The 25,986-nt window shown below is 73.0% G+C and carries 1 protein-coding gene (cut by a window edge); it reads left to right on the top strand.

Features of this window, described 5'->3' with window-relative positions; genetic code table 11:
* Positions 1 to 127 precede the first annotated feature (127 nt).
* Positions 128 to 25,986, top strand: the 5' portion of a protein-coding gene (locus tag ACZ7NC_RS24555) for a type I polyketide synthase (protein WP_471491242.1). Its footprint extends 12,349 nt past the window's final position; 25,859 of the gene's 38,208 nt are visible here — the first part of the coding sequence; it begins with the start codon at positions 128 to 130; the stop codon falls past the right edge of the window.

Consider the following 25,986-nt stretch of genomic DNA (forward strand, 5'->3'; position numbering starts at 1 on the left):
GGCCGCCCTCTGCGTGCACTCGTGTGCCCGCGCCCGTGCCCGGCGGGAGCCGCCCGGTCCGTGACCACACCGGCCGGGCCGAGCCGAAGACATCCCGCATCGGTAACCGCTGTCGAGGTGACTTGAGATGAACAACGAAGACAAGCTCAGGGACTACCTGAAGCGGGCCACCGCCGACCTGCGGCACAGCCGGCAACGCGTCCAGGAACTCGAGGCCGCCGCCCACGAGCCCATCGCCATCATCGGGATGGCCTGCCGCTACCCCGGCGGCGTGACCGACCCCGACGGCCTGTGGGACCTGCTCGTCGACGGCGGACACGGCATCGGGCCCTTTCCCGACGACCGCGGCTGGGACCTCGACGCGGTCTCCGCCGCCGCCTCGGGAGGCGGCTTCCTGCACGACGCCACCGACTTCGACGCGGACTTCTTCGGCATCTCCGCGCGCGAAGCGGTCGCCATGGACCCCCAGCAGCGGATCGTGCTCGAATCCACCTGGGAGGCCATCGAGTCCGCGCGCCTCGACCCCACGGCCCTGCGCGGCAGCGAGACCGCCGTGTTCATGGGCGCCATGGCCCAGGAGTACCGCGCCGGAGCGGAGGACGGCGCCCGCGGCCTGCACCTGACCGGGAACGCCGGCAGCGTCCTGTCCGGCCGGATCGCCTACACCCTGGGCCTGACCGGCCCGGCCCTCACCGTCGACACCGCCTGCTCCTCCTCCCTCGTCGCCCTCCACCTCGCCGCCCACGCCCTGCGCACCGGGGAGTGCGCCCTCGCCCTCGCCGGCGGCGTCACCGTCATGTCCACCCCCTCCACCCACCTGGAGTTCGGCCGCCAGGGCGGCCTCTCGGCCGACGGGCTGTGCCGCTCCTTCGCCGACTCCGCCGACGGCACCGGCTGGTCCGAGGGCGTCGGCGTACTGCTCCTTGAACGCCTCTCCGACGCCCGCCGCAACGGCCATCGCGTCCTGGCCGTGGTCCGCGGCTCCGCCGTCAACCAGGACGGCGCCTCCAACGGCCTCACCGCACCCAACGGCCCCTCCCAGCAACGCGTCATCGAGCAGGCCCTGATCAACGCCCGCCTCTCCGCCGACCAGATCGACGCCGTCGAGGCACACGGCACCGCCACCACCCTCGGCGACCCCGTGGAGGCCCAGGCCCTCCTCGCCACCTACGGCCGCGCCCGCACCGCCGAACGCCCGCTGCTGCTCGGCTCGGTGAAGTCCAACCTCAGCCACACCCAGGCCGCCGCGGGCGTCGCCGGTGTCATCAAGATGGTGCAGGCCATCCGGCACGGCGTCGTGCCCCGCACACTGCACGTCGACGAGCCCAACACCCACGTCGACTGGACGGACGGCACCGTACGCCTCGTCACCGACAACACCCCCTGGCCCGACACCGGACAGCCCCGCCGCGCCGCCGTCTCCTCCTTCGGCATCAGCGGCACCAACGCCCACGCCGTCATCGAGCAGGCTCCCGCCGACGACACCCCCGCACCTGTCGCCGACCCGACGCCCGCCCTCGTACCGCTCGTCCTTTCCGGCCGCACCCCGCAGGCCCTGGCAGCCCAGGCGGCCCGTCTGCGCACCGCCCTGGACCAATCAGGCGAAGCACCGCGACTGGACGCACTCGCCCGCGCCCTCGCCACCACCCGCACCGCCTTCGAGCACCGCGCCGCCTTCGTCGCCGCCGACCCCGCCACCCTCACGGCCGCCCTCACCGCGCTCGCCGACGGCACCCCCGCCCCCGGCCTGCTGCGGCACACCGCGACCGACACCCCCACCGCGTTCCTCTTCTCCGGCCAGGGCGCCCAACGCCTCGGCGCGGGCCGTGAGCTGTACGACCGCCACCCGGTGTTCCGCACCGCCCTCGACGAGGCCCTCGCCCAGCTGCCGCCCGGCGTGCGCGACGCGATGTGGGGCACCGACGTATCCGCCCTGAAACACACCGGCACCGCCCAGCCCGCCCTCTTCGCCCTGGAGGTGGCGCTCTTCCGTCTCCTCGAATCCTGGGGCGTGCGACCCGACTTCGTGGCCGGGCACTCCGTCGGCGAGATCACCGCCGCCCACATCGCCGGTGTGCTCTCCCTCGCGGACGCCTGCACCCTGGTCACCGCCCGTGCCTCGCTGATGGCCGGCCTCCCCGAGGGCGGCGCCATGACCGCCGTACGCGCGTCCGAGGACCAGGTACGCCCGTATCTCACCGCCGACGTCGCCGTGGCCGCCGTCAACGGCCCCGCCTCAGTGGTCCTCTCCGGCCCCGCCGATGCCGTGGCCGACATCGCCGTACGACTCGCCGCCGACGGCCACCGCACCACACCGCTGCGGGTCTCGCACGCCTTCCACTCGTCGCTGATGGACCCGATGCTGGCGGACTTCGCGCAGGCCCTGTCCGGGATCACCTTCCACCCGCCGCGCATCCCGCTCGTCTCGAACGTCACTGCCGCGCTCGCCACCCCCGACGACGTGTGCGACCCGGCGTATTGGGTCCGCCATGTCCGCGAGACGGTCCGTTTCGCCGACGGTATCCGCACCCTCACCGACCACGGCGTCACCCGCTTCCTGGAGATCGGCCCGGACGGCACCCTCACCGCCCTGGTCCCCGAGTCGGCACCCGAGGACAGCGTCGCGCTCGCCACCCTGCGCAAGGACACCCCCGAAGCCACCGCCCTCACCACGGCCCTCGCCGCCCTGCACACCATCGGCGCCCACGTCGACTGGCAGCGCTACTTCGCCGACACTCCCGCCCACCCCGTCGACCTCCCCACCTACGCCTTCCAGCGCCGCCGGCACTGGCCGGCCGCCGGTGTCGGCGGCGCCGGGGACGTCCGCGCCGTCGGCCTCGCGCCCGCCGAACACGGCCTGCTCGGTGCCGCGGTGTCCCTCGCCGACTCCGACGGAGCCCTGCTCTCCGGCCGCCTTTCCTTCGCCACCCACCGCTGGCTGGCCGACCACCGCATCGACGGCCGTGTCCTCCTCCCCGGCGCCGCCTTCGTCGAACTCGCCCTGCGGGCGGGCGACGAGTTCGGCTGCGACCGCGTCGCCGAACTCGCCCTCCCGGCCCCCCTCGAACTGCCCGAGCACGGCGCCGTCCAGATACAGACCTTCGTCGGCGGCCCCGACGCCTCAGGCCACCGCCCCGTCACCATCTACGCCCGCCCCGACGGCCCCGACGACCACCCCTGGACCGCACACGCCACCGGCCGCCTCAGCCCCGGCACGGAAACCGACGCGCCCCCGGCCCTCGACACCACCCAGTGGCCGCCCGCCGGCGCCGAAGCCGTCCCTCTCGACGGCGCCTACAACACCCTCGCCGACCACGGCTTCGCCTACGGTCCCGCCTTCCGCGGCCTGCGCTCCCTGTGGCGCCGGGGCGGCGATCTGTACGTCGAGGCCGAACTCCCCGCCGGCAGCCGCACCGCGGGCTTCGCCCTCCATCCCGTCCTGCTGGACGCCCTGCTCCACGCCGTCGCCCACGCCGGCGACGGCCGCCTCGGTGTGCCGTTCGCCTGGGAAGGCGTCGGCCTGTACGCGACCGGTGCCACCAAGGTGCGCGCCCGCATCGCCCCGCAGGGCGAGGACACCGTCGCGATCGACGTCATGGACCCCATGGGCGCCCCCGTCCTGACCGTGGACGCCCTCACCACCCGTCCCCTCGACGCGGCCGGTACCGCCGTAGACACGCTGTACCGCGTCGACTGGACCCCGCTCACCGAAACCGCCCCGTACGACGGCCCTCTCGCCCTCCTCGCCGACCCCGCCGACGCCCCGCTCGCCCAGGAGATCGGCGACGCGCTCGACGGCGCACCCGTACCCGTCCTCACCGACCTCACCACACTCGCGGACACGGCACCCCTGCCCGACGTCGTCCTCGCCCCCCTCATGGCCGACCCGGCCGACACGGACCCGGTCACCGAACTCCACACCCTCACCACCCGAGCCTTCGACCTGGTCCGCGACTGGCAGCACGACGAGCGCCTCCGAGCCACCCGCCTGGTCGTCGCCCTCCGCGACGACCGCCCCGCCACCGCCGCCGTACGCGGCCTCCTGCGCGCCGCCGAGTCCGAACACCCCGGCGGCATCGGCCTGTTGGTCCTCGGTGACGAACCCGTGGACGGAACCCTGCTGCGCCGGGCCCTCGGCTGCGGCGAACGGGAGACCGCCCTCCTGGACGGCCGCGTGGCCGTACCCCGGCTGGCGCGTGCCGGTCGGTCGGGTGAGGCAGGCGTGGGGGTGGAGTGGGCCGGTCCGGTCCTGGTGACCGGTGGCACCGGAGGGCTCGGTGCGGTCCTGGCCCGGCATCTGGCGCGGGTGCACGGGGTGCGGGAGTTGGTGCTGTTGTCGCGGCGGGGTGCGGACGCGCCGGGCGCGGATGAACTCGTGGCCGAGCTGGGTGAGTTGGGCGCCGATGTCGAGACGCTGGCGTGTGATGTGGGCGACCGTGTGGCGTTGGCCCGTGTGCTGGCGGGACGGTCGTTCGGTGGTGTGGTGCATGCGGCGGGTGTCCTTGACGACGGGCTTGTCGGGACGCTGACCGCCGAGCGTGTCGAGTCGGTCCTGCGGCCGAAGGCCGACGCCGCCTGGCACCTGCACGAACTCCTCCCCGACGTCCAGGCCTTCGTCCTGGTCTCCTCCGCCGCGGGCACCTTCGGCCCCGTGGGCCAGACCGCCTACGCCGCCGCCAACGCCTACCTCGACGCACTCGCCGCGCACCGCCGCGCCCAGGGGATGCACGCGGTCTCCCTGGCGTGGGGGCCGTGGCGGCTCGACGGCGCGGGCATGGCGGCCGCACAGCCGACGGACGAGCAGGGCGAGTCCGCGCTCATCCGCCCGGTCTCCGCCGACGAGGGCCTGAGCCTCTTCGACGCGGCCCTCGCATGCGACGCGGAGGCAGTGCTTCCCGTCCCGCTGGACCTGCGAGCCGCACGCGCCCGCACCGAGATTCCCGCGCTCCTGCGCGGACTCGTACGACCGCGCCGCCGCACGGCGAGCAGCGGCACCGGCACACCCGACCTGCTCCGCCGGCTCTCGCCGCTCGACGAGGTGGAGCGGCGCGAGGTGCTGCTCGATCTGGTGCGGGGGCAGGTGGCGCTGGTGCTGGGGCACGAGGGTGCCTTGGGCGTGGATGCGTCGCGGTCGTTCCGGGATCTGGGCTTTGACTCGTTGCTTGCTGTCGAGCTGCGCAATGGGTTGCAGTCGGTGACGGGGCTGCGGTTGCCGGCGACGTTGGTGTTCGACTATCCGACGGTCGCGGTTCTCGCGCAGTTCCTGCTGGGTGAGGTGCTGGGGGCGCGGGTCGCGGCCCCGGTCGTGTCGACGGCGGCCGTCGCCGACGACCCGGTAGTGATCGTCGGGATGGCGTGCCGGTTCCCGGGTGGTGTGTCGTCGCCGGAGGATCTGTGGCGGCTGGTGTCCGAGGGCGGGGACGCGGTGGGTGAGTTCCCGGCCGACCGTGGCTGGGATCTGGAGCGGCTCTACCACCCCGACCCCGAGCACCCGGGCACCTCGTCGACCCGTGCCGGTGGCTTCCTCCAGGAGGCCGGTCGCTTTGACGCGGACTTCTTCGGGATGAGCCCGCGGGAGGCGTTGGCGACGGATGCGCAGCAGCGGTTGCTGCTGGAGTCGGCGTGGGAGGCCATCGAGCGGGCCGGTATCGACCCGACAACTCTGCGGGGCAGCCAGACGGGTGTGTTCGCGGGTGTCATGTACAACGACTACGGACTCCTCCTCGACGGCCGCGAGTTCGAGGGCCTGCGCGGCAACGGAAGCGCGATGAGCATCGCGTCCGGTCGGGTTGCGTACACGTTCGGCCTTGAGGGGCCGACGGTGACGATCGACACCGCGTGTTCGTCGTCGTTGGTTGCTTTGCATCTGGCTGCGCAGGCGTTGCGTGGTGGTGAGTGTTCGTTGGCGTTGGCCGGTGGTGTGACGGTGATGTCGACGCCGACGACGTTTGTGGAGTTCTCGCGGCAGGGCGGGTTGGCGCCGGATGGGCGGTGCAAGGCGTTCGCCGATGGTGCGGATGGGGTTGGCTGGGCCGAGGGTGTGGGTGTGCTGCTGCTGGAGCGGCAGTCGGACGCGGTGCGTAATGGTCATCGGATTCTGGCGGTTGTCAAGGGTTCCGCGGTCAATCAGGACGGTGCGTCGAATGGGTTGACCGCGCCGAACGGTCCGTCGCAGCAGCGGGTGATCCGGCAGGCGTTGGCGGCTTCCGGGCTGTCGGCCGCAGATGTGGACGCGGTCGAGGCGCACGGTACGGGTACGACGTTGGGTGACCCGATCGAGGCGCAGGCGCTTCTTGCGACCTACGGTCAGGATCGTGAACGGCCGCTGCTGCTGGGCTCGGTGAAGTCCAACCTCGGCCACACCCAGGCCGCTGCCGGTGTCGCCGGTGTGATCAAGAGCGTGCTGGCGATGCGGCACGGTACCGTCCCGCGCACCTTGCACGTGGATGCCCCGTCCTCGCACGTGGACTGGTCGGCGGGTGCGGTGGAGCTGGTTCGCGAGCCGGTGCCCTGGCCGGACGCCAACCGCCCGCGCCGGGCCGCCGTCTCCTCCTTCGGCCTGAGCGGCACCAACGCCCACGTCATCCTGGAGGCGGGGTCAGAGGTCGAACAGGCGCCTGTGGCGGGCGAGTTCGGTGTACTGCCGTTGGTGGTGTCGGCTCGGTCGGAGGAGGCGCTGGACGCGCAGATCGCACGGGTGAGCGGGGCGTCAGTGGACGTCGCCTACACGCTCGCCGCCGGGCGTGCGCGGTTCGGGCATCGGGCGGTGCTGCTGGCGTCCGAGGAGGGCGTCAGCGAAGCGGCCCGGGGAGTAGCGGCCGAGGGCTTGTTGGCGTTCGTGTTCTCCGGTCAGGGCGCCCAGCGTCTTGGCATGGGGCGGGAGTTGTATGCCCGTTTCCCGGTGTTCGCGCGAGCCTTGGATGAGGTTCTGGCCGAGCTGGATCCGTCTTTGCGTGACGTGATCTGGGGCGAGGACGAATCGTCTTTGAATCGTACGGAGTTCACTCAGCCGGCGCTGTTCGCGGTCGAGGTCGCGCTGTTTCGGCTGGTGACGTCCCTGGGCGTCGCCCCGAAGTATGTTGCGGGCCATTCCGTTGGTGAGATCGCGGCCGCGCATGTCGCGGGTGTGCTGTCGCTGGCGGACGCGGCTGTGCTGGTGTCGGCGCGCGCGAGGTTGATGCAGGCGTTGCCCGAGGGCGGTCTGATGCTCGCGGTCGAGGCCACGGAGGACGAGGTCGCCCCGCACCTCACCGACGAGGTGTCCCTCGCGGCGGTCAACGGGCCGTCTGCGCTCGTGCTCTCCGGTGTGGAGGAGGCTGTTCTCGCGGTCGCCGCCGCCCTGCCCGACGGCCGGCGCACGACCAGGCTGCGGGTCTCGCATGCCTTCCACTCGCCGCTGATGGACCCGATGCTGGCGGACTTCACCCAGGCCCTGTCCACCATCACCTTCCATCCGCCGCGTATCCCGCTCGTCTCGAATGTCACCGGCACCCTCGCCGCCCCCGGCGACGTGTGCGACCCCGTCTACTGGGTCCGTCATGTCCGTGAGACGGTCCGTTTCGCCGACGGCATCCGCACTCTCACCGACCACGGCGTCACCCGTCTCCTGGAGATCGGCCCAGACGGAACCCTGACCGCCCTGATCGAGCAGACGGCGTCCGAGAACACCCTCGTCACCCCGATCCTGCGCAAGGACCGGCCCGAAGAGACAGCCGCCCTCACCGCCCTGGCCCGCCTCTTCACCCACGGCGTGCCGGTGGACTGGCCGTCCCTCTTCACCGGCACCGGTGCCCGTCTCACCGACGCCCCCACCTACCCCTTCCAACGCCAGAACTACTGGCCGGTCGGCGGGTATGTGACCGGTTCCGGGGACATGCGGGCCGCCGGGCTCGCGGCCGCCGAGCATCCGCTGCTCCGGGCAGCCGTGTCGCTCGCCGACTCGGAAGACGTGGTGTTGTCCGGGCGGCTGTCGTTGGCCACGCACCCGTGGCTGGCCGATCATGTCGTCTTCGGGCGGGTGGTCGTCCCGGGTACGGCCTTCGTCGAGCTGGCGGTGCGAGCCGGTGACGAGGTCGGCTTCGGGACCCTCGACGACCTCACCGTGTCCACGCCGCTCGTGGTCCCGGACGCAGGTGCCGTGCAGATTCAGGTGCGGGTCGCGGAGACCGATGACGCCGACCGCCGTGCGGTCACGGTGTACGCACGTCCCGACGCCGCCGCCGGAGACGCTCCCTGGACGCAGCACGCCGCCGGCGTCCTCTCCGACGAGCCGTCGCGGATCGAATGGTCCGATGCCGCGCAGTGGCCGCCGAACGGGGCGGAACCCGTCGAGACGGGTGACCTGTACGACGACCTGGCCGACGCCGGTCTCACCTATGGCCCGCTCTTCCAAGGACTGCGCGGTGTCTGGCGGCGCGGTGCCGAGCTGTTCGCCGAGGTCGGGCTGCCGACCGGTACCGACGCCGGCGGGTTCGGACTTCATCCGGCGTTGCTCGATGCCACGCTGCACGCCGTCGCCGCGGCCGGCGGAACGGGCGACCCCGCGCTGCCCTTCGCCTGGGAGGGCGTCTCGCTGCTGGCTTCCGGCGCGACCGAGGTGCGGGCCCGGCTGGTCCGGCGGGACGACCGGGACGCGGTCGCCGTCGACCTCGCCGACGCCGAGGGCCGCCCGGTGGCACATGTGGCCGCGCTGGTCGCCCGGCAGGTGACGAGCGAACAGCTCGGTGGGACGAGTGCGACGGCGGCCGGGTCACTGTTCCGGGTCGACTGGGCCGAGGTGCCGGAGACGTCGCTGGAGCTTCCGGCGGTTGCGCTGATCGGCTGCGGTGGGGCGTTTGGCGAGGTGGTGCGGGACGCCGTGGCCGACGTCCGCAGCTACACCGACCTGGACGGGCTGGCCGACGCCGACCGGTCGGTTCCGGGGCTGGTCGTGGCTGCCCTCGGCGCTGTGGGTGACACGGTGGCGGACATCGCCGGTCAGACGCATGCCGCCGTGGCGCGGGCCCTGGCCCTGGTGCAGACGTGGGTCGCCGAGGAACGGTTCCGCGGTGCGCGGCTGGCGGTGCTGACCCAGGGCCCGGCGGTGGTCTCCGCCGCTGTGCGCGGGCTTGTGCGGTCGGCTGCGGCCGAGTATCCGGGCCGGTTCGCGACGCTGGATGCCACGAACGCCGACGGCGACCAACTCGGCGCAGCCCTGCGCTCATTGGCCGCTGACGAGGTCGATGTCTCCGTCCGCGGCGATGTCGTCGTCGCACCTCGGCTGGTGCGTGTGGGTGGGGCGAGTGGTGTGGGGGTGGAGTGGGCCGGTCCGGGTGCCGTGGTGGTGACGGGTGGTACGGGTGGTTTGGGTGCGGTGGTGACCCGGCATCTGGTGCGGATGCATGGGGTGCGGGAGTTGGTGTTGCTGTCGCGGCGGGGGGTGGATGCGCCGGACGCGGGTGAACTCGTCGCTGAGCTGGGTGAGTTGGGCGCCCGGGTTGAGGTGGTGGCGTGTGATGTGGGTGATCGTGAGGCGTTGGCGGGTGTGCTGGCGGGGCGGTCGGTGCGGGGTGTGGTGCATGCCGCGGGTGTGCTCGACGACGGTCTCCTCGGGACCCTGACCCCTGAGCGTGTCGAGTCCGTACTGCGCCCGAAGGCGGACGCCGCCTGGCACCTGCACGAACTCCTCCCCGATGACACGCCGTTCGTCGTCTTCTCCTCCCTCGCCGGTGTGCTCGGCAGCGTCGGCCAGGCGGCTTATGCGTCGGCCAACGCCTTCCTCGACGCCCTGGTGACCCTGCGCCGGGACATGGGTCTGCCGGCGGTGTCCCTCGTGTGGGGCCCTTGGGAGCAGCAGGCCGGAGGCATGACGGCCGACCCGCGGCGGATGGCTCACACCGGCATCCCCGCGATCACGGTCGACCAGGGTCTGGGGCTGTTCGACGCGGCGCTGCGGAGTGGGGAGCAGGTGGTCCTGCCCGTTCCGCTCGATCTGCGTGCCGTGCGGGGCCTTGGCGAAGTGCCGTCTGTCTTCCGCGAGTTGGTGCGGTCGCGTCGTCGGGTGGTCGCTGCGGGTGGGCTGGTGCAGCGGCTCACCGGTCTGGACGAGGTGGAGCGGCGTGAGGTGCTGCTGGACCTCGTGCGGGGGCAGGTGGCGCTGGTGCTGGGGCACGAGAGCGCCTCGGGTGTTGACGCGTCCCGGTCGTTCCGGGATCTGGGCTTTGACTCGTTGCTGGCTGTCGAGCTGCGTAATGGGCTGCAGTCGGTGACGGGGCTGCGGTTGCCGGCGACGTTGGTGTTCGACTATCCGACGGTCGCGGTTCTGGCGGAGTTCCTGCTGGATGAGGCGCTGGGGGCGCGTGCGGCGGTCCAGGTGGCTCCCGTCACGGCGGTGGTCGACGACCCGGTGGTGATCGTGGGCATGGCCTGCCGGTTCCCCGGTGGTGTGTCGTCGCCGGAGGATCTGTGGCGGCTGGTCAGTGACGGTGTGGACGCGGTGGGCGAGTTCCCGGCCGACCGTGGCTGGGATCTGGAGCGGCTCTACCACCCCGACCCCGAGCACACCGGCACCTCGTCCACCCGTGCCGGTGGCTTCCTCGCGGAAGTCGGCCGCTTCGACCCCGAGTTCTTCGGGATGAGTCCGCGGGAGGCGTTGGCGACGGATGCGCAGCAGCGGTTGCTGCTGGAGTCGGCGTGGGAGGCGATCGAGCGGGCGGGTATCGATCCGACGGCCCTGCGGGGCAGCCAGACCGGTGTGTTCGCCGGCCTCATGTACAACGACTACGGCGTCCTGCTCTCCGGCGATGAGTTCGAAGGCTTCCGGGGAAGCGGCAGTTCCCCGAGCATCGCGTCCGGTCGTGTCGCCTATGCGTTGGGCCTTGAGGGCCCGACGGTGACGATTGACACCGCGTGTTCGTCGTCGTTGGTGGCTTTGCATTTGGCTGCGCAGGCGTTGCGTGGTGGTGAGTGTTCGTTGGCGTTGGCCGGTGGTGTGACGGTGATGTCGACGCCGACGACGTTTGTGGAGTTCTCGCGGCAGGGTGGGCTGGCGCCTGATGGCCGCTGCAAGGCGTTCGCCGACGGTGCGGATGGGGTTGGCTGGGCCGAGGGTGTGGGTGTGCTGCTGCTGGAGCGGCAGTCGGACGCGATACGTAACGGTCACCGGATTCTGGCGGTCGTCAAGGGTTCCGCGGTCAATCAGGACGGTGCCTCGAACGGGCTGACCGCGCCGAACGGTCCCTCGCAGCAGCGGGTGATCCGGCAGGCGTTGGCGGCTTCCGGGCTCGGCGCCCAGGACGTTGATGTGGTCGAGGCGCACGGCACCGGCACGACCCTCGGCGACCCGATCGAGGCGCAAGCCCTGCTCGCCACCTACGGTCAGGATCGCGAACGGCCGCTGCTGCTGGGGTCGGTGAAATCCAACCTGGGCCACACCCAGGCCGCCGCCGGTGTCGCCGGTGTGATCAAGAGCGTGCTGGCGATGCGGCACGGCACCGTCCCGCGCACCCTGCACGTGGATGCCCCGTCCTCGCACGTGGACTGGTCGGCGGGCGCCGTGGAGTTGGTTCGCGAGCCGGTGCCCTGGCCGGACGCCGACCGCCCGCGCCGGGCCGCCGTCTCCTCCTTCGGTCTCAGCGGCACCAACGCCCACGTGATTCTCGAAGTGCCCGTGGACACGTCGGAGCCCGGCACTGTTCAGCGTCCGCCCGTACTGCCGTTGGTGGTGTCGGCTCGGTCGGAGCAGGCGCTGGACGCGCAGATCGAGCAGCTGCGGGCGGGCGAGCCGTCCATGGACGTGGCCTACACGCTGGCCGCCGGTCGTGCGCGGTTCCGGCACAGGGCGGTGCTGCTGGCGTCCGCGGAGAGCGTCACCGAGGCCGGCAGGGGAGTGGCGGCCGAGGGGCCGTTGGCGTTCGTGTTCTCCGGTCAGGGTGCGCAGCGTCTCGGCATGGGGCGCGAACTGTACGACCGTTTCCCGGCGTTCGCTCAGTCCCTGGACCAGGTGCTGGTCGAGCTGGACCCTGCCTTGCGTGACGTGATCTGGGGTGAGGACGAGGAGGCCCTCAACCGTACGGAGTTCACCCAACCGGCTCTCTTCGCGATCGAGGTCGCCCTCTTCCGCCTGGCCGAGTCCCTCGGCGTACGGCCGGACTTCGTGGCCGGACACTCCGTCGGTGAGATCGCCGCCGCGCATGTCGCGGGTGTGCTGTCGCCGGCGGACGCGGCAGCGCTGGTGTCGGCGCGGGCGCGCTTGATGCAGGCGTTGCCCGAGAGCGGGCTGATGCTTGCCGCTGAGGCAACGGAAGCCGAAGTCATCCCGTATCTCACCGACGAGGTGAGCATCGCGGCTGTCAACGGCCCCACCGCCGTAGTGCTCTCCGGCGTGGAGGACGCCGTTCTCGCGGTGGCGGCCGCCCTGCCCGGCGACCGGCGCACGACCAGGCTGCGTGTCTCGCGCGCCTTCCACTCGCCGCTCATGGACCCGATGCTCGACGAGTTCCACGCGGCCGTCTCGGATCTGCACTTCCACGAGCCGCGTATCCCGCTGGTCTCCAACCTCACCGGCGCCCTCGCCACCCATGAGGAGTTGCGCGACCCCGGCTACTGGGTCCGTCACGTCCGTGAGACGGTCCGCTTCGCCGACGGCATCCGCACGCTCACCGACCAAGGCGTCACCCGTTTCCTGGAAATCGGGCCGGACGGCACCCTTGCCGCTCTGATCGAGCAGACCGCGCCCGAAGTCGCCGTCGCCGCCCCCCTCCTGCGTAAGAACCGCCCCGAAGAGACCGCCGCCCTCACTGCCTTCGCCCGCCTCTTCACGCACGGCGTCACCGTCGACTGGCCGTCGTACTTCGCGGGTACCGGCGCCCGTCTCACCGACGCCCCCACCTACCCCTTCCAACGCCAGAACTACTGGCCCGCCGTCACCGCATCCCTCCAGGACGCCGTGGCGCTGGGTCTGGAACCCGTCGGGCACCCCCTGCTCGGCGCGGTCGTGCCGTTGGTGGAGTCCGACGGGGTGGTGCTCGCCGGACGCCTCTCGGCAGGTACGCAGACCTGGCTCGCCGACCACGCAGTGCACGGCAACGTCCTGCTGCCGGCCACCGCCTTCCTGGACCTGGTGCTGCGTGCGGGTGACGAGGTCGGATGCGGCCGCGTCGAGGAACTGTCCCTCGGCATGCCCCTGATCCTCGGCCGGCGTGAGGCCGTACGGATTCAGATCGCCGTGGGTGCTCCGGACGAGGACGGCCGCCGCTCCGTCGGCGTTCACTCCCGCCCCGACACCGCCGACGAGGGTGCGCCCTGGACGCAGCACGCCTCCGGCACGCTCGCCGCGCAGGAGGGCGCCGAGCACACACTCGACGTGACGGCGTGGCCGCCCGCCGAAGCGCGCCCGGTGGATCTCGACGGCTTCTACGAGGCGCGGGCGGACGACGGTTTCGCGTACGGGCCGGTGTTCCAAGGTCTGCGCGCCGTATGGCGGCGTGGTGATGAGGTGTTCGTCGAGGCCGAGCTGCCCGAGCACGTGCCGACCGGCGGATTCGGACTGCACCCGGCTCTCCTGGACGCCGTGCTCCACGCCGCCGCCTTCACCGGAGGGGAGACCGAGGACGCGGGCAGCCTGCTCCCGTTCGCCTGGGAAGGCGTGTCCCTGCACGCGACCGGCGCCTCCACGGTGCGGGCCAGGCTCGTGCGCACCGGCACCGGCGGCATTGCCGTGACGGTCGCCGACGAGGACGGCAACCCGGTCGCGTCGGTGAGCCGTCTGGCCGTCCGCCCGGCCGACGACCGTCTCTCGGCGGGCCGGACGAGCAGCGACCTCTATCGGATCGTATGGACGCAGGTCGGCGGGGCGGAGCCCTACGGTGGCCCGCTGGCCGTCGTGGGCACCGGCGAGGAAGCCGCCCGGCTCGCCGAGGCAACGGGCGCCACCGCGCACGACGCTCTCACCTCCCTCACCGACTCATTCCCCGGCGCCGTCCTCGCCCTCGTCACGGCCGACGACGACACTCTCTCGACCCTGCACGCGGCAACGGCCCGCGTCCTGCGGCTCGTTCAGGAGTGGCTCGACCAGGAGAGGCACCCCGACGCCCGCCTCGTCGTGACCACCGCAGGCATGTCGGAACCGGCCCTCGGTGCCGTACGAGGCCTTCTGCGCACGGTGCAGAACGAACACCCCGGGCGGGTCAGCCTGTTGTCCGGGCCCGCCGAGAACGCGATCGACTCGGACCTGCTGCGCCGGGCGCTCGCTCTCGACGAGCCCGAAACCGCCGTACGCGAAGGCCGATTGGAGGCGCCCAGGGTCGTACGGTCCGCCGTGCCCGCCGAATCGACCGACCCCTGGACGGATGCAGGCCCGGTCCTGGTGACCGGCGGGACCGGCGGACTCGGTGCGGTCCTGGCCCGGCATCTCGTGCGATCTCATGGGGTGCGCGAGTTGGTGCTGCTGTCGCGGCGCGGTGCGGACGCGCCGGGTGCCGCCCAACTCGTCTCCGAACTGGAAGAGTTGGGTGCCGACCGGGTCGACGCGGTGGCCTGTGACGTCGCCGATCGCGACGCCCTGGCCGATGCCCTCGCCCATGCCCTGGCCGGGCGGCGGATCTCGGGCGTCGTCCACGCGGCGGGCGTACTCGACGACGGACTCGTCGGCGGGCTGACCCCCGAGCGCCTGCACGCCGTACTCGCCCCCAAGGCCGACGCGGCCTGGCACCTGCATGAACTCCTGCCCGACGTCCGGGCCTTCGTCCTCGTCTCCTCGGCCGCCGGTACCTTCGGCGGTACCGGACAGGCCAACTACGCCGCCGCCAACGCCTTCCTTGACGCCCTCGCCGAGCACCGGCGCACCCTCGGCCTGTCCGCCACGTCTCTTGTGTGGGGGCCGTGGGACCTCGACGGCACCGGAATGACAGGCGACCTCGCGCCTGCCGAACGCGAACGCCTCGCCCGCACCGGCTTCCCCGCCGTGACCCGCGAACAGGGGCTCACGCTCTTCGACGCCGCCATGGCCTGCGACGAGCCCGTCGTCCTCCCCGTTCCGCTCGACCTGCGCACGATCCGTGACCGCGGCGAGGTGCCCGCCATGCTGCGCGGGCTGGTGCGGTCGCGTCGTCGGGTGGTCGCTGCGGGTGGGCTGGTGCAGCGGCTCACCGGTCTGGACGAGGTGGAGCGGCGTGAGGTGCTGCTGGACCTCGTGCGGGGGCAGGTGGCGCTGGTCCTGGGCCATGAGAGCCCGGCAGGTCTCGACGACTCGCGGTCCTTCCGGGATCTGGGCTTCGACTCGTTGCTTGCTGTCGAGCTGCGCAATGGGTTGCAGGCGGCTACGGGGCTGCGGCTGCCCGCGACGCTGGTGTTCGACTATCCGACCGTGAGCGCACTCGCCGGGTTCCTGCTGGACGAGGTGCTCGGGGCACGTGCGGCGGCCCCAGTGACGTCGGTGGCGGCGGTGGCCGACGACCCGGTGGTGGTCGTGGGTATGGCGTGCCGGTTCCCCGGTGGTGTGTCGTCGCCGGAGGATCTGTGGCGGCTGGTGTCCGAGGGCGGGGACGCGGTGTCCGGCTTCCCGGAGGACCGGGGCTGGGACCTGGAGCGGCTCTACCACCCCGATCCGGAGCACCCGGGCACCTCGTCCGCCCGCGAGGGCGGCTTCCTGAACGGCGTCGGCGAATTCGACCCCGAGTTCTTCGGGATGAGCCCGCGTGAGGCGTTGGCGACGGATGCGCAGCAGCGGTTGCTGCTGGAGTCGGCGTGGGAGGCCATCGAGCGGGCCGGTATCGATCCGATGGCCCTGCGGGGCAGCCAGACCGGCGTCTTCGCAGGCGTCATGTACAGCGACTACGCCCACTTGCTGGCCGGCCCGGAATTCGAGGGCTTCCGCGGCAACGCCAGCTCCCCGAGCGTCGTTTCCGGCCGCGTCGCCTACACCCTCGGCCTGGAAGGACCCTCCGTCTCGATCGATACGGCGTGTTCGTCGTCGTTGGTTGCTTTGCATCTGGCTGCGCAGGCGTTGCGTGGTGGTGAGTGTTCGTTGGCGTTGGCCGGTGGGGTGACGGTGATGTCGACGCCGACGACGTTTGTGGAGTTCTCGCGGCAGGGTGGGTTGGCGCCGGATGGGCGGTGCAAGGCGTTCGCCGACGGTGCGGATGGGGTGGGCTGGGCCGAGGGTGTGGGTGTGCTGCTGCTGGAGCGGCAGTCGGACGCGGTACGTAACGGTCACCGGATTCTGGCGGTTGTCAAGGGTTCCGCGGTCAACCAGGACGGTGCCTCGAATGGGCTGACTGCGCCGAATGGTCCGTCGCAGCAGCGGGTGATCCGGCAGGCGTTGGCGGCTTCCGGGCTGAGTGCTCGGGATGTCGACGTGGTGGAGGCGCACGGCACGGGGACGACCCTCGGCGATCCCATCGAGGCGCAGGCGCTTCTTGCGACATACGGTCAGGATCGTGAACGGCCGCTGCTGCTGGGGTCGGTGAAGTCCAACCTCGGTCACACCCAGGCCGCCGCCGGTGCCGCCGGTCTGATCAAGTCGATCCTCGCCATGCGGCACGGCACTGTCGCCCCGACCCTGCACGTGGACGCTCCGTCGTCCCATGTGGACTGGTCGGCGGGTGCGGTGGAGCTGGTCCGGGAGTCGGTGCCCTGGCCGGACGCCGGCCGTCCGCGTCGCGTTGGCGTGTCCTCCTTCGGTCTCAGCGGCACCAACGCGCACGTGATTCTCGAACTGCCTGTGGACACGTCGGAGCCCGGCACTGTTCAGCGTCCGCCCGTGGTGCCGTTGGTGGTGTCGGCTCGGTCGGAGGAGGCGCTGGACGCGCAGATCGCACGGGTGGGCGGGGCGTCAGTGGACGTCGCCTACACGCTCGCTGTCGGGCGTGCGCGGTTCGGGCATCGGGCGGTGCTGCTGGCGTCCGAGGAGGGCGTCAGCGAAGCGGCCCGGGGAGTAGCGGCCGAGGGCTTGTTGGCGTTCGTGTTCTCCGGTCAGGGCGCCCAGCGTCTTGGCATGGGGCGGGAGTTGTATGCCCGTTTCCCGGTGTTCGCGCGAGCCTTGGATGAGGTTCTGGCCGAGCTGGATCCGTCTTTGCGTGACGTGATCTGGGGCGAGGACGAATCGTCTTTGAATCGTACGGAGTTCACTCAGCCGGCGCTGTTCGCGGTCGAGGTCGCGCTGTTTCGGCTGGTGACGTCCCTCGGTGTCACCCCGAAGTATGTTGCGGGCCATTCCGTTGGTGAGATCGCGGCCGCGCATGTCGCGGGTGTGCTGTCGCTGGCGGACGCGGCTGTGCTGGTGTCGGCGCGCGCGAGGTTGATGCAGGCGTTGCCCGAGGGCGGTCTGATGCTCGCGGTCGAGGCCACGGAGGACGAGGTCGCCCCGCACCTCACCGACGAGGTGTCCCTCGCGGCGGTCAACGGGCCGTCTGCGCTCGTGCTCTCCGGTGTGGAGGAGGCTGTTCTCGCGGTTGCCGCCGCCCTGCCCGACGGCCGGCGCACGACCAGGCTGCGGGTCTCGCATGCCTTCCACTCGCCGCTGATGGACCCGATGCTGGCGGACTTCGCGCAGGCCCTGTCCGGGATCACCTTCCATCCGCCGCGTATCCCGCTCGTCTCGAACGTCACCGGCACCCTCGCTACCCCCGAGGACGTGTGCGACCCCGCGTACTGGGTCCGCCATGTCCGTGAGAGTGTCCGTTTCGCCGACGGTATCCGTACCCTCACCAACCACGGCGTCACCCGTCTCCTGGAGATGGGCCCGGACGGCACGCTCACCGCCCTGATCGAGCAGATGGCGTCCGAGAACACCCTCGTCACCCCGATCCTGCGCAAGGACCGGCCCGAAGAGACAGCCGCCCTCACCGCCCTGGCCCGCCTCTTCACCCACGGCGTGCCGGTGGACTGGCCGTCCCTCTTCACCGGCACCGGTGCCCGTCTCACCGACGCCCCCACCTACCCCTTCCAACGCCAGAACTACTGGCCCGAGTCCGGAGCGGTCGCCGCACTGTCCGCCACCGCCGGCGGTCCCGCCGATCCGGCCGAGGCCGAGTTCTGGGAGGCCGTGGATGCCGCCGACGTGGACCGTCTCGCGACTCAACTCCACGTAGAAGCAGCCGCGTTGGACGATGTCGTGCCCGCGCTGTCCGCGTGGCGCGGTCGTCGGCGGATGCGGTCGGCCGTGGACGCGCTGCGGTTCCGTGAGACGTGGCAGGCACTCGGGGACGCCGTGGCGGTCGGGGTGCGTGACGGCGGGCCGTGGCTGGCTGTCGTACCGGAGGGGCACGGTGAGGGCGCATGGGTGCGGTCCGTCGTGGCCGCGCTCGGGGCGCGGACCATGCTCCTTGAGGTCGGGTCGGACGACGACCGGGACGACGTCGCGCGGCGGCTGCGGGAGACCGTGGCCGGACTCGACGACGCTGCCGGTGTCGCCGGTGTGGTGTCGTTGCTCGCGGCCGCGAGCGGCGTACGGGATTCCGGAGTTCCCGTTTCGGTGACCGGTACGGCCACTCTCGTGCAGGCTTTGGAGGAGTCCGGGCTCGACGCCCGGGTGTGGGCGGTGACGTGCGGTGCGGTGAGTGTGCCGGCCGCGGACGACGCTGAACGGGGACTGCCCGAGCCGGGGGTCGCCGCAGTGTGGGGACTCGGCAGGGTCATCGCGCTGGAGCATCCTGAGCGCTGGGGCGGCCTCGTCGATCTGCCGGAGCAACCGGACGAGCGGGCTCTGGGACGGTTCCTTGGCGTGCTGGCGCGCGCCGACGGTGAGGACCAGGTCGCCGTACGGGCGTCGGGTACGTACGGGCGACGGCTCGTCGCCGCGCCCGCCAATGAGCAGCCCGCCGCCGATGAGCAGCCCCCCGCCAGTGAGCCGTCCACCGACGACCGGCCCACCCCCTGGCGGCCCTCCGGCACCGTCCTCGTGACCGGCGGCACCGGCGCCCTCGGCGCGCACGTCGCGCGCTGGCTCGCCGAGAACGGTGCCGAGCGGCTCGTCCTCGTGAGCCGGCGTGGACCGGACGCGCCCGGTGCGGCGGCGCTGGAGGAGGAGCTGACCGCGCTGGGCGTCGGTGTCACGGTCGCCGCCTGTGACATCGCCGAGCGGGCGGCCGTAGCCGATGTACTGGCCGCCGTCCCGGACGAGGTGCCGCTCACCGCCGTCGTACACACGGCCGGTGTGCTGGACGACGGAGTGCTGCACGGTCTGACGCCGGACCGGTTCGACCCGGTGTTCCGGGCAAAGGTGGTCGCCGCCGAGGTCCTCGACGAGCTGACCCGGGACCGGGAACTGGACGCCTTCGTGCTGTTCTCGTCCCTCGCCGGTGCCGTCGGCAACCCGGGCCAGGCCAACTACGCCGCCGCGAACGCCGCGTTGGACGCGCTCGCCCGTCGGCGCGTCGCGGCCGGGCTGCCCGCCACCTCCCTCGCCTGGGGCGCGTGGAGCGGTGCCGGCATGGCCGCCGAGGGGCGGCTCGGGCGGCACGCCTCCGGAAGGGCGCTGGAGCCGGTGCTCGCGCTCGCGGCCATGGCGGAACTGGTCGGGGAGAGCCGGCCCGACACCGTCGTCGCCGATCTCGCCGACGCCGAACTGCTGGACGGCATGTTCGCGCTGCGGCACACCGCGTCCCTCACCACGCTGCCCGGTGCCCGGCAGATCGCGGCCGCCGCCCAGCAGGCCCGGCAGGAACGCGCCGGTGCCGCGGCCGAGTTGCGCACGCGGCTGCTGGCGGCGCGTGAGGGCGACCGGTTGCCGGTCGTGCTCGACGTGGTCCGTACGCAAGCCGCGGCCGTGCTCGGGCATCCCGGGCCGGACGCCGTCAAGCCGGAGCGGGCCTTCCAGGAGCACGGGTTCGACTCCCTCATGGCCGTCGAGCTGCGCAAGCGGCTCACCGTGGCCGTCGGTCTGCCACTGCCGGCCACCATGGTCTTCGACCACCCGACGCCGCTCGCGCTGGCCCGGCATCTGCTGGCGGAGGTGCTCGCCGAGGGCGACGGGGCCGACGTCGTGGCCACGGCCGCCGACGTGTCCGACGAACCGATCGCCATCATCGGCATGAGCTGCCGTTTCCCCGGTGGCGTCGACTCACCGGAGGCCTTCTGGGAGCTGATCTCCTCCGGTACGGACGCCATCGGCGAGTTCCCGGCCGACCGGGGCTGGGACGTGTCGGGGCTGTACGACCCGGACGCCGATCGCAGCGGGACGACGTACTCGACGCAGGGCGGATTCCTGGACGGGGCGGGTGAGTTCGACCCCGGGTTCTTCGGGATCTCCCCGCGTGAGGCGCTCGTGATGGATCCGCAGCAGCGGCTGCTGCTGGAGACCGCGTGGGAGGCCGTCGAGCGGGCCGGCATCGACCCGGGCACGCTGCGCGCCAGCCGCACCGGGGCGTTCATCGGCTCCAGCTATCAGGACTACGGCCGCGGTGCCGGCGAGGGCACCGAGGGCCATATGGTCACCGGGTCCAGCCCGAGCGTGCTGTCGGGCCGGCTGTCGTACGTCCTCGGGCTCGAGGGCCCTGCCGTGACCGTCGACACCGCCTGCTCGTCCTCCCTCGTCGCCCTGCATCTGGCCTGCCAGTCGCTGCGGGGCGGGGAGAGCACCCTGGCGCTGGCCGGCGGTGCGACGGTCATGACGACGCCGGACTCGTTCGTGGCGTTCAGCAGGCAGCGGGCGCTCGCCGCCGACGGACGCTGCAAGGCGTTCGGGGACGGCGCCGACGGCATGACCCTCGGTGAGGGCGTCGGGCTGCTGCTCGTGGAGCGGCTCTCCGACGCCGTACGCAACGGGCACCCCGTGCTCGCCGTGATCCGCGGCTCCGCCGTCAACCAGGACGGTGCCTCCAACGGCCTGACCGCCCCCAACGGCCCCTCCCAGCAGCGCGTCATCCGGCAGGCCCTCGCCAACGCCCGCGTCACCCCCGGCGACATCGACGCCGTCGAGGCACATGGCACCGGCACCGCGCTCGGCGACCCCATCGAGGCGCAGGCGCTGGTCGCGACGTACGGCAGGGACCGGGAGCCGGAGCGGCCGGTGTGGCTCGGCTCGGTGAAGTCCAACATCGGGCACGCCCAGTCCGCCGCCGGTGTGGCCGGGGTCATGAAGATGGTGCTGGCGCTGCGGCACGGTGTGCTGCCGCCCACCCTGCACGTCGAGACGCCGTCCCGGCACGTCGACTGGTCCTCCGGGGTGCTCCGGCTGCTGGACGAGGAGCGGCCGTGGCCGGTGGACGGGCGCCCGCGTCGGTGTGCCGTGTCCTCCTTCGGCATCAGCGGCACGAACGCGCACGCCGTGCTGGAAGAGGCGCCGACTCAGGAGCCCACGCCCGCCGCCGAGTCGACCACCGCGCCCCCGGTGGCCGGCGCCCTGCCCTGGGTGCTGTCCGCCCGTGCCCGCACCGCCCTGCGGGACCAGGCCGCCGCCCTCGCCGCGCAGGCAACGGCACGACCCGCCGACGACCCCGCCGACACCGGCCACGCCCTCGTCACCACCCGCTCCCTGCTCGACCACCGCGCGGTCGCCCTCGGCACCGACACCGCCGAACTCGCCGCCGCGCTGGGCGCGTTCGCCGGACAGGAGCCCGCCGCGCCTGTCGTGCACGGCGAGGCCGACGTCGACGGCCGTACCGTGTTCGTCTTCCCCGGCCAGGGCACCCAGTGGGACGGCATGGGCGCGCGGCTGCTGGACCTGTCGCCCGTGTTCGCCGAGCGCGTCGCCGCCTGCGCCCTCGCCCTCGACCCGTTCGTCGACTGGTCGCTGACCGCCGTACTCCGTCAGGAGCCCGGCGCGCCCGGACTCGACCGGGTGGACGTCGTCCAGCCCGTCACCTGGGCCGTGATGGTGTCCCTGGCCGCCGTGTGGGAGGCGTACGGCGTCCGCGCCGACGCCGTGATCGGCCACTCCCAGGGCGAGATCGCCGCGGCCGTCGTCGCGGGCGCGCTGTCCCTGAAGGACGGCGCGCGTGTCGTGGCGCTGCGCAGCCAGGCCATCGGCCGCACCCTCGCCGGACGCGGCGGCATGATGTCGGTGCCGCTGCCCGTCGCCGAGGCCACCGCCCGGCTGGAGCCGTGGGCGGACCGGCTGACCGTCGCCGCCGTCAACGGGCCCGGCGCGGTCGTGGTCTGCGGTGACCCCGAGGCGCTGGACGACCTGCACGGCCGGCTCACCGCCGACGGCGTGCGGGCCCGCAGGATCCCGGTGGACTACGCCTCGCACTCCGCCCAGGTGAGCGACCTGCACGACGAACTCCTCGACGTGCTCGCCCCCGTCCAGCCGCGCGAACCGCGCGTTCCGATGCTGTCCACGGTGACCGGGGAGTGGCTGGGGGACCCGGCCGCGGACGGCGGCACCGACGCCGCGTACTGGTATCGCAACCTGCGGCAGACCGTCCGCTTCGGCCCCGCCGTGGAGCGCCTCCTCGACACCCGGCACCGGGCGTTCATCGAGATCAGCGCCCACCCCGTGCTCACCCTGGGCGTCCAGGGCTCCGTCGACGGGGCGGGCGTCGCGGCGTACGTCGGCGGCACGCTGCGACGTGGCGAGGACGACGCGCGACGCGTACTGGCCTCGGTCGCGGAGGCGTTCGTGCGCGGCGTGCACGTCGACTGGACCGCCGCGTACGGCCGCGGTGCGCGGCGCCGGGTGGACCTGCCGACGTATCGCTTCCAGCACCAGCGGCTGTGGGTGCCGCCCGTGACTCCCGGCGCGGGCCAGGACGCGGCCGGTACGGAGGACGCCGCCTTCTGGAACGCCGTGGCGGAGTCCGACCTGCCGGGGCTCGCCCGCGACCTCGATGTCGCCGAGGACGCGCTGGCCGCCGTACTGCCCGGCCTCACCGCCTGGCGCAGGCGCCGCAGCGAGCGGTCCACGCTGGACGACTGGCGGTACAAGGTGCGGTGGGTGCCGCTGTCCGTGCCGAGCGGTACGGTCGCCGGACGCTGGCTCGTCGTCACCGCGGACGGCGACGACGGCGCGGACGTCACGGCCGCGCTCGCCGCGCACGGTGCCGAACCCGTGCGGCTGGTGCTCGACGACACCCACCTCGACCGTGCGGCGGTCGCCGCGCTGCTGCAGGACGTGGGTCTGACGGCCGACGGCGATACGGCCCCTGCCGCGGGCGTCGTCTCCCTGCTGGCCGAAGCCGAACAGGACTGCCCCGGCCACCCGGGCGCCGCCCTCGGCACCGCCCTCAACGTCGTCCTCGTCCAGGCGCTCGGCGACCTCGACGCGGACTGCCCGCTGTGGCTGCTGACCCGTGGCGCCGCCGCCACCGGGCGCGCCGACCGGGTCACCCGGCCCGTGCAGGCGCAGTCGGCGGGCATCGGCTGGACCACCGCACTGGAGCACCCCCGCTTCTGGGGCGGCACCGTCGACCTGCCCGACACCCTCGACGAGCGCGCGGCCCGCCGGCTCGCCGCCCTCCTCGCGGGCGGCGCGCACACCGCCGAGGACCAGCTCGCCCTGCGCGCCTCCGGGGTGTTCGCCCGCCGCGTCGTCCGCGACCGCACCGGCGACCGGGAGGCGAGTGGCGGCTGGACACCGCGCGGCACCGTCCTCGTCACCGGCGGCACCGGCACCCTCGGCCCGCACGTGGCCCGCTGGCTGTCCGCCCAGGGCGCCGAGCGGATCGTGCTGGTCAGCCGGCGCGGCCCCGAGGCGCCCGGCGCCGCCGAACTCGTCGCCGAACTAGCCGAATCGGGCACCGAGGTCACTGTCGCCGCCTGCGACATCACCGACCGGGTCGCCCTCGGCACCCTTCTGGACCGGCTGCGCGCCGACGGGCACACCCCGCGCACGGTGATCCACGCGGCTGCCGTCATCGAGCTGCACACCCTCGCCGACACCGATCTCGCCGCCGTCTCCCGGGTCCTGCACGCCAAGGTCGACGGCGCCCGCAACCTCGACGCGCTCCTCGCCGACGACGACCTGGACGCGTTCGTGCTGTTCTCCTCCGTCGCCGGCCTGTGGGGCAGCGGCCAGCACGCCGCGTACGTCGCCGGCAACGCCCACCTGGGCGCGATCGCCGCCGAGCGCCGGGCCCGCGGCCTGAAGGCGACCTCCGTGCACTGGGGCATCTGGGCCAACGAACTCGGCGTCGGCCGGGTCGCCCCCGACCAGGTGCGCCGCACCGGCCTGGTGTTCATGAACGCCGACCTCGCGCTCGCCGGGATGTGCCGCGCCCTGGACGACGACGAGGCGGTGCTCGCCGTAGCCGACGTCGACTGGGACCGCTACTACCCCGTCTTCACCTCCGTCCGTGAGACACGGCTGTTCGACGAGGTGCCCGAGACCCGGCGGGCCGTCGAGACCGCCGAGCGGCAACAGGCGTACGCCGAGGGCGAGTTCGCCGCCCGGCTCGCCGCGCTGCCGGCCGCCGAACGGGACCGGCTGCTGCTGGACACCGTGCGCGGGCAGGCCGCCGCCGTCCTCGGCCTCGGCGGGCCCGACGACCTGTCCGAGCGGCGCGCCTTCCGCGACGCCGGGTTCGACTCGATCACCGCCGTCGACCTGCGCAACCGGATCGCCTCCGCCACCGGGCTCACCCTGCCCGCGACCCTCGTCTTCGACCACCCGACGCCCGCGGCGCTCGCGGCGTTCCTGCGGACCCTCCTCGACGACACCGGCACCGGAACGACCGGCCCCGCCGTGCCCGTCGCCGTCACCGACGACGAACCGATCGCCGTCATCGGCATGAGCTGCCGCTACCCCGGCGGCGTCGACTCGCCCGAGGCCCTGTGGGACCTCGTCATGTCCGGCACCGACGCCATCAGCGGCTTCCCCGCCGACCGCGGCTGGCCCCTCGACGACCTCTACGACCCGGACCCGGACACCCCCGGCCGCACCTACGCCGTCCAGGGCGGCTTCCTGCGCGGCGCCGCCGACTTCGACCCGGTGTTCTTCGGGATCTCGCCCCGTGAGGCCCTCACCATGGACCCGCAGCAGCGCCTGCTGCTGGAGACGTCCTGGGAGGCCTTCGAGCGGGCCGGGATCGTGCCCGAGCGGATCCGCGGCAGCCGCACCGGCGCGTTCATCGGCGCCAGCTACCACGACTACCCGGCCGCCCACGGCGACACCGCCGACGGACACGCCGTGACCGGCTCGCTCACCAGCGTCCTGTCCGGCCGTGTCGCCTACCTGCTCGGCCTGGAGGGCCCGGCCGTCACCCTCGACACCGCCTGCTCCTCCTCCCTCACCGCACTGCACCTGGCCTGCCAGTCGCTCCGGGGCGGCGAGAGCGACCTCGCGCTCGCGGGCGGCGTCAGCCTCATGGCCACCCCGAACACCTTCATCGGCTTCAGCAGCCAGCGCGCCCTCGCCCCCGACGGCCGCTGCAAGGCGTACGGCGACGGAGCCGACGGCATGGCGCTCGCCGAGGGCGTCGGCATGGTCCTCGTCGAACGGCTCTCCGACGCCGTCCGCAACGGGCACCCGGTGCTCGCCGTCGTCCGCGGCTCCGCCGTCAACCAGGACGGCGCCTCCAACGGCCTCACCGCCCCCAACGGGCCCGCCCAGCAGCGCGTCATCCGTGCCGCGCTGGCCGGCGCCCGTCTGGAGCCGGGTGACGTGGACGCCGTGGAGGGCCACGGCACCGGCACCGCCCTCGGCGACCCGATCGAGGCACAGGCCCTGCTCGCCACATACGGGCAGGACCGCGAACACCCGCTGCTGCTCGGCTCGGTGAAGTCCAACATCGGGCACAGCCAGGCCGCGTCCGGCGTCGCCGGTGTCATCAAGATGGTCACGGCGCTGCGGTACGGCGTCCTCCCGCCGACCCTGCACGCCGACACGCCCTCCTCGCACGTCGACTGGTCGGCGGGCGCGGTGCGGCTGCTCACCGAGGCCACCGAGTGGCCGCGGACGGGACGGCCGCGACGGGCCGCCGTGTCCTCGTTCGGGATCAGCGGGACCAATGTGCACACCGTCCTGGAACAGGCCCCGGAGCAGGCCGGAACGCCTCAGGACCTGGCACCCGTCGGCCCGCTCCCGGTCCTCGTCTCCGCCCGCACCGACGACGCCCTGCGCGCCCAGGCCGC

The sequence above is a fragment of the Streptomyces sp. NPDC111802 genome (assembly GCF_055634335.1).